Genomic DNA, 12,490 nt, shown 5'->3' with positions numbered 1-12,490 from the left:
AGCAGGCAGCGTTAAGCCACAATTCATTGGCCACTTGTGATGCAGGGGCTAAGTGCATATTGAGGCGTCAACGGCAAGTTGCAAGAGATGGGTGAGGCTGCAAGGCCCATGTCCATCGCCCTGCATCTCGACAGTCAGGCGGACGCACGCCAAGGAAAGATGATGATCAGCAAAGCTCCTACACTCCGCGCGCCGCTTAGCCGCACCAAACGGGCAGCTCTGCTGATCGGGCTTGCCGCTCTGCCGCTGCTGTCCGGCTGCGGCCAGCTGCGTGGCCATCAGGGTTTCATCTACGACCAGGCGCTGGCAGGCCAGATTCTGCCGGGCGTGGACAACCGCCAGTCGGTGGAACGGACGCTGGGTCGCCCGACCTTCACCGGCCAGTTCGCCAGCAACGAATGGTATTATTTCGCGCGCGACACCCGTCAGCTCGCCTTTGCCAACCCACGCGCCACCGCGCAGCAGGTGATGCGGGTGCGTTTCGATGCGGCAGGCAATGTCGAGGCGGTCGATTACACCGGGCTGGAACAGGTCGCCAACATCGACCCCGAAGGCAAGAAGACCCCGACGCTGGGTCGCAACCGCACCTTCTTCCAGGATCTGTTCGGCAATATCGGCGCAGTCGGTGCGCCCGGAGCCGGTGGCGGCGGCCCTCCGCAGTAACATACCCGCTATCCCGCGAGGCTCAGTCCGCGTCGGCCTCGATGCGGCTGACCAGCAGCTTGTCGACCTTGCGGTGGTCCATGTCGACGATCTCGAAACGCCATCCCTGGTCGTTGAACACCTCGCCCTCCTTGGGCAGGTGGCGCAGGCAGTGGAGCACATGGCCTGCCGCGGTCGCATAATCGCGGTCACCCGACAGGTCGATCCCCAGCCGCTCAGCCATGGCATCGGCAGGCAGCGCGCCTGAGATCAGCAGGCTGCCATCGGCGCGCTCGACCACCATCGGCGAATCGCCTTCGCCCTGGTCCGACGCGAAATCGCCGACCAGCGCCTGCAAAAGGTCCGCGGGCGTCACCAGCCCTTCGAAATGGCCGTATTCGTCATGGACGAGCGCCATCGGCACCTCGCCCTTCTGCAGCACCTTGAGCGCATCCATCGCATCGACCTGATCGGGAACGATCGGCGCGGTGCGCACCAGGGCCGCCAGATCGAGCGGCGCGCCTTCGATGATCGCCGAGAGCAGATCGCGCACCGTGACGATGCCGATGATCGCATCGACCGAACCATCGGCGACCGGCAGGCGGCTGTGCGGCGATTCGGCCATGATCCGGCGCAGATCCTCGAGCCCAGCCTCGACCGGCAGCCAGTCGACCTCGGTGCGCGGTGTCATCACCTCGCGCACCGGGCGTCCGGCCAGCCGCACGACGCCCGAAATGATCGCGCGTTCGCTTTCCTCGATCACGCCCGACTTGGTGGCTTCGGCAAAGATCATCTGCAGCTCTTCGGCGGTGACGATGTTCTCCGATTCGCGGTTGAGCCCGAGCAGCCGGAAGATCAGCGCGCTCGAGCTGTCGAGCAGCCAGACCACCGGAGCAGCGCCGCGCGCCATCAGGTCCATCGGGATCGCCATGATCACCGCCAGCTCCTCGGCCTTGCGCAACGCGAACTGCTTGGGCACCAGCTCGCCGATCACCAGCGACAGATAAGTGGTGATGCCGATGACCAGCGCGAAACCGGCGGTATCGGAGATGTCGGCGGGTACCCCGATCATCGCCAGCCGATCACCCACCGGTCCGCCGAGGCTTGCGCCCGAATATGCGCCTGCGACAATGCCGATCAGGGTGATGCCGATCTGGACGGTGGAGAGGAACTTGCCCGGGTCCGCCCCCAGCCGGATCGCGGTGCGCGCAGCGCTGCTGCCTTCCTTGGCCATCGCCTCCAGCCGCGCGGTGCGGGCCGATACGATGGCAAGTTCGGACATGGCGAACACGCCATTCAGAAAGATCAACGCCAGAATGATGATGGCGTCGAGCCACGGAAAGGGAAGGAGAGGGTCCATCGGGCCTTATGCTGTTTGCAAGGAGACACCCTATATCGCGGCAACGCGCAGTGTCACGCGGTTTCGCTGGATGGAGCCGATCGGGCGCGGCCCGCCTCCGCACAAAAAGTTACGCAATGTTATATTTCGGTTCGGGAACCATTCAGCCGCTGGATCGAATAAGGCGCTGAGACGTTACGAGACGTACGTACGACAGAATCCTTCAAAAGTCCTGGGAGCCTTTCAGCATGAACAGCAAGACCATCCGCATCGCAGCCTTTGCCGGCCTGTCCAGCCTTGCGCTGGCAGCCTGTGTGACCGACCCCGAAACCGGCCAGCAGCGGATCAGCAAGTCGGCGATCGGCGGCCTCGGCGGCGCGCTGGGCGGCTATCTGCTGGGCGACATTGTCGGCGGACGCCGCGACCGTACCGAAAAGATCGTCGGCGCGGGCATCGGCGCCGTGGCAGGCGCCGGCATCGGCTATTATCTCGACCAGCAGGAGCGCGAGCTTCGCCAGAAGACCGCCGGCACCGGCGTGGACGTGGTCCGTGATGGCGACAGCCTGCTGCTCAACATGCCCAGCCAGGTGACGTTCGATGTCGACAGCTCGGCCGTGAAGCCCGAATTCCGCAATACGCTGAACGATGTCGCCGCCACGCTGGTGCAGTATGAAAGCACCTATATCGACGTGTACGGCCACACCGATTCGACCGGCAGCGATGCGTACAACCAGACGCTGTCGGAACGCCGTGCGCAGTCGGTGTCAAGCTATCTGTCGACCCGCGGCGTCCAGTCCGCCCGCCTCGCGACGCGCGGCTTCGGCGAATCGCAGCCGGTTGCCTCCAACACCACCGAAGACGGCCGCGCGCAGAACCGCCGCGTGGAAATCCGCATCGTCCCTGTGACCCAGGCCGACGTAAACGGCTGATAGCAAATCTCTCCCCTCCCGCTCGCGGGAGGGGAGAGGGCTCAAAACAGCCCTTCGATCTCGCCGCGCGCATCGAACCGGATGCTCTCTGCCGCAGGAACGCGCGGCAGGCCCGGCATGGTCATGATCTCGCCGCAGATCGCCACGACGAACCCCGCACCTGCACTCAGCTTCACCTCGCGTACCGGCAGCACGTGCCCGCTGGGCGCGCCGAGCAGCGTCGGGTCGGCGGAGAAACTGTACTGGGTCTTGGCCATGCACACCGGCAGATGGCCGTACCCCGCCTCTTCCCAGCGCCCCAGCTGTGCCAGGATCGCAGGCGACGCCGCAACAGAGCCGGCGCGGTAGATGCGTGTGGCGACGGTGTTGATCTTGTCGATCAGCGGCAGCTCGTCGGGATAGAGCGGCGCAAACTGCGCGGCATCGGACCCTGCCAGCGCCGCCACCGCATGCGCCAGATCCTCAGCCCCCGCCCCGCCATCGGCCCAGTGGCGGCAGACATGCGCGTCTGCCCCCTGCGATGCCGCAGCCTCGCGCAGCACCTCGATCTCGGCGTCGGTATCGCTGGTGAAGTGGTTGATCGCGACCACCACCGGCACGCCGAAGCTGCGGACATTCTCGATATGCCGCACGAGATTGACGCTGCCACGCCGCACTGCCTCGACATCCTCGCTGCCAAGGTCCGCCTTGGCGACGCCGCCGTTCATCTTGAGCGCGCGCACAGTGGCGACGATCACCGCCGCAGCCGGTTTCAGCCCCGCCTGGCGACACTTGATGTCGAAGAATTTCTCCGCGCCCAGATCCGCGCCGAATCCCGCCTCGGTCACCACGAAATCGCCCAACGCCAGCGCGGCGCGCGTCGCGATCACCGAATTGCAGCCATGCGCGATGTTGGCGAACGGGCCGCCATGGAGCAGCGCGGGGTTGCCCTCCAGCGTCTGCACCAGATTGGGCTTGATCGCCTGCGCAAGCAGCACCGTCATCGCGCCTGCGGCCTTGAGGTCGCTCGCCGTCACCGGGGTCTTGGCGCGGGTATAGCCGATGACGATCCGCCCCAGCCGCTCTTCCAGGTCATCCAGATCGCGCGCCAGGCACAGGATCGCCATCACCTCGGACGCGACAGTGATGTCGAACCCGCTTTCGCGGGGAAAACCGTTGCCGACCCCGCCCACCGATTGCACGATCTGGCGCAGCGCGCGGTCGTTGATGTCGAGCACCCGCCGCCACACGACGCGGCGCACATCGATATCGAGCGCGTTGCCCCAGTGGATGTGGTTGTCGATCATCGCCGCGAGCAGATTGTGCGCCGAGGTGATCGCATGGAAATCGCCGGTGAAATGGAGGTTGATGTCTTCCATCGGCCCGACCTGCGCATAGCCGCCCCCGGTCGCGCCGCCCTTGGTGCCGAAGCACGGGCCGAGCGAGGGCTCGCGCAGCGCGAGCACGGTCTTGTGGCCGATCCGGCACAGGGCATCGGCAAGGCCGACCGACGTGGTGGTCTTGCCCTCGCCCGCCGGCGTGGGGTTGATCGCGGTGACGAGGATCAGGCGGCCCCGCGTGTCGCCCAGCCCTGCCACAGCAAGGTCGATCTTGGCCTTGTGATGGCCATAAGGTTCGATCGCGTCAGGCTGCAGGCCCAGTTTTGCGGCGATAGCGGAGATCGGCTGGAGCCGGGCGGCGCGGGAAATCTGGATATCGGTGAGCATGAAGCCTCTTGCATGACAAGCGTGTGGGCACGGTCGTAATGCCCCTGCGCCGCGTGGCAAGCGCAGACCTTCAGCGGACGATGATCTCCACGCGGCGGTTGCCGCCGTTCTCGGTCTCGTCGGGGGTGGGGAAGCGCAGTTCGGTCTCGCCGCGCCCGGTGGTGGTGATCACCCCGGTGGGGAAGCCCATCTGCACCAGCCTGCCCTTGATCTCCTCGGCGCGCTTTTGCGAGAGCACGAGGTTGTAGTCCGCCTTGCCCACGGTGTCGGTATAGCCGATGATCTCGATCTCGGCGCCGGGGCGTGCCTTGAAGTGGCGGTCGAGCGCCTCGATCATGCCTTCGGACCCCGGTGCCAGATCGGTGGTGTCGGGAACGAAATACATGATGAAGCGCGCAGGCGGCGGCGGAAGATCGTTGATCAGCGCGCGCTCGTCGGGCTTGAGACCATCGGCCCCGACACCCTTGGGCCGCGGCGCGCAGCCGGTGAGCTTGGTGCGGGTGAACGACCCGGCGATGGTCGACCCATCGGGGTTGCCGCACCCCTCGTCGATCACCGCCAGCGCGCCTTCGGACGACCCGTCCTCGTTGTCGAGCAGCAGCAGCGAAGGACCCGCACAGGCCGAAAGGGCAGATGCGGCAAGCGCCGCTCCGAAAGCAGCGCGCCGCATCATTCAGGCACGTTCACGATGAAGCGGGTGCCGCGGACCCCGAGCAAGGATGTCGGCGTGCGCACCTTCATCGCGTCGCGCCGCGACTTGGCGATCTGGCCCGAGACGACGCCGAGCGATCCCTTCTCGACCCGGGTCTCGAACGCGCCCGATCGGGTGGTCCGGTCGAAATCGAACTTGTCGACCGCGATGCGGCTGTTGGGTCCGACCGAAAAACGGGTGTTGTCGGCAAACGTCACCGCGATCTGGCCGCCATTGCCGGTGACCAGCACATCGCCGGGCAGCAGGCTGGTGCCGACCGCGGGTGTCACCCGCGCGCCCTTGCGCTCGATCGAGGCTGTTCCGGTGGTCTTCTTGACCCGGCCGATATCCGCCCAGGCCGGTTGTGCGACCATCGCCAGCAGTGAAAATGTAACAAGCAGTCCGCACTTCATAATATGCATCCCCTCTTGCCCGCCATCATGGCATAACCTCAGCCATGATCCGGCGCAATTTCAATCCGCATTCGTGCGACCTGGACGAAAATGGTCCCGAATCGATACATCGTGCGGTGGCGCTGGTCCAATTGTTCTGCACAACCAACATGCTGCCGCCGCAGCAGCGCGCCAAGCTTGCGATCCTGGCGGAAGAGGCAGTTACCAATCTTTACGACCATGGTGAGGTCCGCCCGGGGTTTTCGGGCACGCTGACGCTGCAGGGGAGCAGCGACGCGGTGACCATCTGCCTGTGCGACTCGGGGCAGCCGTTCGATCCGCGCATGGAAAGTGACAGCGACAGCGAGGCCGAGATGCCCAATGCCGAGCGGGGCGGCGGCGCCGGGCTGGCGCTGATCCGCGCCTGGGCGGACATCATCGACTATCGCAGCGAAGACGGCGTCAACCGGCTGGAGATGAAACTGCGCGACTGAGCGCGCGGGCTCTATCAGGTATCGGCCACCAGCGGGTTGATGCTGCCCTTGAGCCGGCCGCGCTGATCGATCAGCCGGGCAAGCTCGCCCTCGCCGGTGCGCAGCCTGGTCGGCGTGGTCCCTGCAAACAGCTTGAGCTCGCGAATCATGTGCGACTGGTCGTAGAACGCATCGCGCAGGAAGTCGGCCTCGTCCGGCTGGGCGTCGATCAGCGCCCGCGCGGCGCGCAGCGCGCGATATTTGCGCGAGAGATATTTTGGCGGCATGCCGTAGAGCTGCTTCACCCGGCGGGTCAGCTGGCGTTCGGACAGATCGGTCTGCGCGTGCAGTTCGGTCACCATCGGCGAGACGCTCGAGGCGAGCCACTGGTCGACCATCCGCGTGAAGGCGACCATCTCCGGATTGGCCTCCTGCATGATCGGCTTCAGGATCGCATCGGCTGCGGCGCACATCGCGGGCAGCGAATCGAGCGCGCGCACCTCTTCGAGCCGCTGCTCGATATTGGGGAACACCATGACCGCGGGCACGATTCGGTCGAGATACTGCGCCGCGCTCTGCTGGGTCAGCGCGCCCCATCCGGCTGCGGTGATGCCCAGGCCGAACATGTGGAACGGGCCCTCGATCTCGAACTTCACCGCCGCGGTGGTCGGCCCCATCAGCGCGGCACCGCTGATCTGCGTCTTCGATCCATCGGGAAAATGCATGGTCACGCGCCCGCAGGTGCCCAGCCGAAGCTGCGCAATGGCCGCGCGCTCGCCGTCCATGACATAAGGTTCAGGGCTATCGAACAGATAATAGACCGAGACAAACTCGCGGAGCGATTCGTCCGGAAGAGCATATTGCAGGTTCGGCATGCGCGGCCCCATTTCCCCGTGCAACGCAGCAGCGGATTGACCGCTTGTCCCCGTGCCGGTGTTATTTTCTCGTCGACCCGGCAAGGCCTATAGACCGAATGGAGCACAAAAAAAAAGCGATCCCGCCACAAGGGCAGGATCGCCGTTAGGAAAAGAACTCTCGGCATCGCTGCCTTGAGCCCTTCGGGTCGCAAACGGGCTATAGGGGATGATCGGGGGGGATGATTGGATGGATTCGACACGATGAAAAATCGTGCAAAATCTGCCCGCTAGTCCCGAACCGTTCAGGAATGGCGCGAATCAGCCACCGCTGGCGATCCAGCCGTCGATTCGCTCCTCCAGCACCGTCAGCGGCACCGGTCCGCTCTTGAGAATCGCGTCGTGGAAACGGCCGTACTGGAACTTCGGCCCCAGCGCCTTTTGCGCGCGTTCGCGCAGTTCCATGATCTTGAGCTTGCCGATCATATAGGCGTTGGCCTGGCCCGGATAAACGACATAGCGCTCGATCGCCTTGGAGATATCGCCATCGGGATTGGGGGTGTTTTCGGTCAGGTACCCGATCGCCTGCTCGCGGCTCCAGCGCTTGTGATGGATGCCGGTATCGACCACCAGACGGCAGGCGCGCCACAGTTCCATGCCCAGCCGGCCGAAGTCCGAATAGGGGTCTTGGTAAAAGCCCATGTCCTTGCCCAGCTCTTCCGAATACAGGCCCCAGCCTTCGGTATAGGCGGTAACCCCGCCAAAGCGGCGGAACGGCGGCAGATCGCCGAGTTCGGTCTGCACCGCGCGCTGGAGATGGTGGCCGGGAAGCCCCTCATGATAGGCCAGCGCCTCAAGCTCGGTCGAGGCCATGTCCTTGAGGTTGTAGAGGTTCACATAATAAGTGCCGGGGCGCGACCCATCGGGCGCGGGGCTCTGATAAAACGCCTTGCCTGCGGACTTCTCGCGAAACGCCTCGACCGCCTTCACCGTCAGCGGCGCCTTGGGCAGCGTGTTGAAATATTCGGGGAGCTTGGCGGTCATCGCCTTCAGCTTGGTGTCGACCGCCGCAAGATAGTCCTCGCGCGTCTTGAAATAGAAGCGGTCGTCGGTGCGGACGAAGGCGAAGAATTCCTGCAGCGTGCCGGTGAAGCCCACCGTCTTCATGATCTCGCGCATCTGCCCGTGGATACGCGCGACATTGTCGAGCCCGATCTGGTGTACCTGATCGGGGGTGAGATCGGTGGTAGTGTAGCTGGCAAGCAGCTGCGCATAATAGGCCGCGCCGTCCTTGAAGCGCCATACGCCATCCTCGGCAGGGGCGATGGCCTGTTGCCGCTCCATCTCGGCGATCAGCCGCTGATAGGCCGGCTTGACACTCGTCAGCAGCGCATCGCTGCCCGCGGCAATCAGCGCGGCCTTGTCGGCCGCCGGGATGTCGAGCGCCTCGACCTTCTTGCTGAGGTCGGCGAGCAGCGTCGAGGGCGCGCCGCCATCGAAGGGAGCGCCCTTGATCACGTTGCGTGCGTCATCGATGACGAAAGGATAGACCCATTTGGGTGGCATCACGCCCGCTTCCGCCCGCGTGCGCGACTCGGCGATCAGGCCGTCCAGCCTGGGGCCGATGCCCTGCAGCCGTGCGACATAGGCCTCGGCATCGCTCTTGCTGGCAACGCGGTGGATGTTGATCAGGAAGGCCGGCATCTGGCTCTGCGCGCCGTTCATCTGGTCGAAGACATAATCGTTGCGGCGGAACGGGTACGCCTTGGCGGCGCGCTCGGCCTGATATTCGAACAACCGGTAGCTCAGCGCGTCCTCGGTGCTCAGCTTCGCCGGGTCGAACCGCGCCTTCATCGTCGCCAGAGCCTTTTGTCCGCGCTCGAAATCGGCGACGGCCTTGGCATCCGACGGATCGTTCCACTTGCCGTAATCGGCGTCGCGGATGCCGCGATAGGCCTTGCCCTGCGGCGATTGCGCCAGGCCATCGGCATCGACCTGCTCGAAGAACGCGGCAAGCTCGGCGCTGTTGGCCCTGGCTGCAGGGGCGGTCTGGGCCGCGACCGGGCTGGCCAGCACCAGCGGGCTGGCGGCAAGCAACAGGGCGGTGGCTAGGGTACGCAGGGCCATAAGACGACTTTCCGTTATTCTGTGATGGTTTAGGCAAACCGTATACACTTGGCCGCCAAGGGTAAACCGCCAGCAGGGCGCTTGACCATCGGCCCGTCGCAAAGCCATAGGCTGACCATGCTGTTTTCGCTCGCCCGGCCCGCCCTGTTCCTGCTCGATGGAGAGACCGCGCACCGGCTGACGCTGGCGGCGCTGCGGCTTGCACCGGCTTCTGCTCCGCCCGCTGCCGATCCGATGCTGGCGATGCGGGTCGCGGGGATCGATTTTCCCGCGCCGGTGGGTCTGGCCCCCGGCTTCGACAAGAATGCCGAAGCGCCGCATGCGCTGTTCGGCTTCGGCTTCGGCTTTATCGAGATCGGCACCGTGACCCCCCTGCCCCAGGCGGGCAACCCGCGCCCGCGGCTGTTCCGGCTGGTCGAGGACAAGGCGGTGATCAACCGCATGGGCTTCAACAACGAAGGCGCAGGCGCAGTGGTCGAGCGGCTGGTCGCGGGCCGATCGAACGCCGGGATCATCGGCGTCAACATCGGCGCCAACAAGAATTCCGAAGACCGCATCGCCGATTATGCGACGATGACGCGGATCATGGCGCCGCTGGCGCGCTATCTCACGGTCAACATCTCCTCGCCCAACACCCCGGGCCTGCGCGCGCTGCAGGACGCTGGCGCGCTCTCGGCGCTGCTCGATGCGGTGACCGAGGCGCGGGGGAGCAACCCCTGCCCGGTGTTCCTCAAGCTCGCACCCGATCTGGAGCCGGCCGATATCGACGACATCACCCGCATTGCGATGGACAAAAGGCTCGATGCGCTGATCGTCTCGAACACCACCATTTCGCGCCCCGCGCTGCGCTCGCGGCATGCGGGCGAAGCAGGCGGGCTGTCGGGAGCGCCTTTGCGCGATCTGGCGCAGCAGCGCTTGCGCGATTTCCGGACCGCAAGCGGCGGCGCGATCCCGCTGATCGGCGTCGGCGGCATCGCATCGGCAGAAGACGCCTATGCCCGGGTGCGCGCGGGCGCGTCGCTGGTGCAGTTGTATTCGGCACTGGTGTACGAAGGTCCGGGACTGGCCGCGCAGATCAACCGGGGCCTCAAGAGACTCCTGAAGCGGGATGGTTTTGCGACGCTGGGCGAGGCTGTGGGGATCGATTGATATTTTGCACTAGCCGGTCCCCTGTGCAGGGGAACCGCAAACGCGGCCGCATGAGCTACGCTCCCGTGTTGAACCGCACAACTGATCGTCCCACTCGATCACTGCACCCCAAAACCTTCATTGGCGCAGTAATATGCGAATGATTATCAATAGCCTGTTACCGCATGACAGGAGTTCGACCATGCCCCACGATATTGCCAAGACCCTGAGCTATCTGGCGGTGCATCTCACCATTGGGTTTTCTGTCGCCTATGCGTTCACCGGATCGCTCGAGATCGCTGGCGGCCTTGCGATCATCGAGCCGATGGTCAACGCGGTGGCGTTCTTCTTCCACGAGAAGCTCTGGGCGGCCAAGCCCGAGGGTGGCGCGGCGGTCGCGCTTGCCTGAGGCAGAGCTTGCCGCCCCCCATCCCCGCGCTATAACGCAGCGATGACCGCATTCCCCCACACGCTGCTCGTTGCAGCCGCCTTCGCCCTGTCCACGCTCTCCATCGCCGGCCACGCGCAGGCACCCGCGCCCGCCCGCTCGTCCGCAACCGCGGCGCAGGGCAAGGGCGTGGTCTCCTCGGCCGATCCGCGCGCAACCGCAGCGGGCCAGGAGATCCTGCGCAAGGGCGGGTCGGCTGCCGATGCCGCGATGGCGATGATGCTCGCGCTGACCGTGGTCGAGCCGCAAAGCTCGGGGATCGGCGGAGGCGGACTGCTGCTGCATCACGATGCCGCGACCGGCACGCTTGCAACCATCGACGGGCGCGAAATGGCACCGGCTTCGGCCAGCGAGGCGCTGCTGCTGGGCGCAGACGGCAAGCCCTTGCCCTTTATCGATGCCTTTCAGGGCGGCCACAGCGTCGGGGTTCCCGGCAACATCCGGCTGATGGCGATGACCCACGCCAGATGGGGCAAATTGCCCTGGGCGGACCTGTTTGCGCCCGCGATCCGGCTGGCCGACCAAGGCTTCGAGGTGAGCGACGTGCTGGCCGGCACCCTCAAGCGGCTTGCGCCGATCTGGTCGCGCTTCCCCGATGCGCGCGGCATCTACTGGAACGCCACCGGACCCAAGGCAGCGGGCGAGCGGGTGACCAACCCCGCGCTTGCCGAGCTGCTGCGCGCGGTGGCCAAGGGCGGGCCGGACGCCTTCTATACCGGCAAGCATGGCCAGGCACTGGTCGATGCGGTGAGCAAGGCTTCGGTCAATCCTGCAAAGATGACGCTGGCCGACCTTGCCGCCTATACCGCCAAGGAGCGCCCAGCGGTGTGTTCGCGCTATCGCGGCTACAAGGTCTGCGGCATGGGCCCGCCCTCTTCGGGCGCGACCACGGTGCAGCAGATCCTGGGCATGCTCCAGCCGCACGATATCGCAGGCATGGGCAAGGACGACCCGAAGACCTGGCATCTGATCGGCGAGGCGATGCAGCTCGCTTATGCCGATCGCGAACAGTATCTGGGCGATCCCGATTTCGTCTCGGTGCCGGTCAACGGCCTGCTCGACCCCGCCTATGTCGCCATCCGCGCCGCAACGATCGATCCCGCCAAGGCGTTGGGTCGCTATGAAGCCGGCACCCCGCCGGGCGCCGAGCCGCGCACGGCCGCGATCTCGAGCGAGGTTGCCGGCACCACCCATTTCGTCGCGGTCGATGGCGCGGGCAATGTCGTCAGCATGACCTCGACCGTCGAAGGCCCGTTCGGCAGCCAGCTGATCGCCAACGGCTATTTCCTCAACAACGAGCTCACCGACTTCACCTTCGCGCCCGAAAAGAACGGGATGAAGGTCGCCAACCGGGTGCAGCCGGGCAAGCGCCCTTTGTCCTCGATGTCACCGCACATCGTCTATGACGCTGCTGATCGCCCGGTGCTGGCCGTTGGCTCGGCAGGCGGCAAGCGCATCATCATGCACGTGACAAAGGCGCTGATCGGGGTGATCGATTTCGGCCTGCCCGCAGGCGACGCGCTCGCGCTGCCCAACATCTATTTCGGCAACGGCTCGTTGATCGTCGAAAAGGACACCGGGCTGGGCGCGATGAGCAAGGACCTTGCCGCGATGGGCCAGCCGGTGGTGGTCAGTGACCTGGGCTCGAAGCTCAACGCGGCGCAGTTCGATGGCAAGGCCTGGACCGGCTATGCCGATCCGCGCAGTCCCGGTGTCGCGCTGGCCGAGTGACGCCCGTCCCGAACCTTGCGCTTTCGACCA

At 65.5% G+C, this 12,490-nt stretch carries 12 protein-coding genes; 6 read left to right on the top strand and 6 right to left on the bottom strand.

The window, feature by feature from the left end:
• Positions 1–159 precede the first annotated feature (159 nt).
• The gene (locus B5J99_RS06705; protein WP_082382436.1) at positions 160–663 is read left to right on the top strand and encodes an outer membrane protein assembly factor BamE; all 504 of its coding nucleotides are present in this window, start codon (positions 160–162) and stop codon (positions 661–663) included.
• Between the two features lie 22 nt (positions 664–685).
• On the opposite strand, the gene B5J99_RS06700 is transcribed toward B5J99_RS06705, so the two are convergent.
• Entirely contained in the window at positions 686–2,002 is a 1,317-nt protein-coding gene (locus tag B5J99_RS06700; protein ID WP_117351955.1) for a hemolysin family protein, read from the bottom strand.
• Positions 2,003–2,229: 227 nt separating this feature from the next.
• On the opposite strand from B5J99_RS06700, the gene B5J99_RS06695 reads away from it, so the two are divergent.
• Positions 2,230–2,910, top strand: a complete 681-nt coding sequence (locus B5J99_RS06695) for a YiaD family glycine zipper/OmpA-like lipoprotein (protein ID WP_054136030.1) — start codon at positions 2,230–2,232, stop codon at positions 2,908–2,910.
• A gap of 41 nt (positions 2,911–2,951) precedes the next feature.
• On the opposite strand, the gene B5J99_RS06690 is transcribed toward B5J99_RS06695, so the two are convergent.
• The 3 genes from B5J99_RS06690 to B5J99_RS06680 all read right to left on the bottom strand — a co-directional run bounded on the left by B5J99_RS06690 (position 2,952) and on the right by B5J99_RS06680 (position 5,720).
• Complete coding sequence (locus B5J99_RS06690; protein ID WP_117351954.1) at positions 2,952–4,616, bottom strand: formate--tetrahydrofolate ligase; 1,665 nt, start codon at positions 4,614–4,616, stop codon at positions 2,952–2,954.
• 70 nt (positions 4,617–4,686) lie between these two features.
• Positions 4,687–5,289 (bottom strand): OmpA family protein, encoded by a 603-nt coding sequence (locus B5J99_RS06685; protein WP_069051233.1) that lies wholly within the window; start codon positions 5,287–5,289, stop codon positions 4,687–4,689.
• Positions 5,286–5,720, bottom strand: coding sequence for a FecR family protein (locus B5J99_RS06680; protein WP_054136033.1), 435 nt, complete (start codon positions 5,718–5,720; stop codon positions 5,286–5,288). The genes B5J99_RS06685 and B5J99_RS06680 overlap by 4 nt, the downstream gene beginning before the upstream one ends.
• Before the next feature lie 44 nt (positions 5,721–5,764).
• On the opposite strand from B5J99_RS06680, the gene B5J99_RS06675 reads away from it, so the two are divergent.
• Complete coding sequence (locus tag B5J99_RS06675) at positions 5,765–6,193, top strand: ATP-binding protein (protein WP_117351953.1); 429 nt, start codon at positions 5,765–5,767, stop codon at positions 6,191–6,193.
• A gap of 14 nt (positions 6,194–6,207) precedes the next feature.
• Here B5J99_RS06675 and B5J99_RS06670 read toward each other — a convergent pair whose 3' ends face one another.
• Positions 6,208–7,047 (bottom strand): AraC family transcriptional regulator, encoded by an 840-nt coding sequence (locus B5J99_RS06670; protein ID WP_162892487.1) that lies wholly within the window; start codon positions 7,045–7,047, stop codon positions 6,208–6,210.
• 300 nt (positions 7,048–7,347) lie between these two features.
• Positions 7,348–9,153: a DUF885 domain-containing protein gene (locus tag B5J99_RS06665; RefSeq protein ID WP_117351952.1), complete on the bottom strand. Its 1,806-nt coding sequence runs from the start codon at positions 9,151–9,153 to the stop codon at positions 7,348–7,350.
• A gap of 117 nt (positions 9,154–9,270) precedes the next feature.
• Between B5J99_RS06665 and B5J99_RS06660 the strand changes: the two genes are divergently transcribed.
• From B5J99_RS06660 to ggt, 3 genes are all read left to right on the top strand, one after another.
• Entirely contained in the window at positions 9,271–10,302 is a 1,032-nt protein-coding gene (locus B5J99_RS06660) for a quinone-dependent dihydroorotate dehydrogenase (RefSeq protein WP_117351951.1), read from the top strand.
• Positions 10,303–10,483: 181 nt separating this feature from the next.
• Positions 10,484–10,690 (top strand): DUF2061 domain-containing protein, encoded by a 207-nt coding sequence (locus B5J99_RS06655; RefSeq protein ID WP_054136038.1) that lies wholly within the window; start codon positions 10,484–10,486, stop codon positions 10,688–10,690.
• A gap of 42 nt (positions 10,691–10,732) precedes the next feature.
• On the top strand, positions 10,733–12,460 hold the full coding sequence (ggt, locus tag B5J99_RS06650; protein WP_117351950.1) for a gamma-glutamyltransferase: 1,728 nt from the start codon (positions 10,733–10,735) through the stop codon (positions 12,458–12,460).
• Positions 12,461–12,490 lie beyond the last annotated feature (30 nt).

Origin of the sequence: Blastomonas fulva, from assembly GCF_003431825.1 — a bacterium.
GTDB lineage: Bacteria > Pseudomonadota > Alphaproteobacteria > Sphingomonadales > Sphingomonadaceae > Blastomonas > Blastomonas fulva.
The sequence above is the reverse complement of the archived record's forward strand: the minus strand, read 5'-3'. Positions and strand labels throughout refer to the sequence as shown.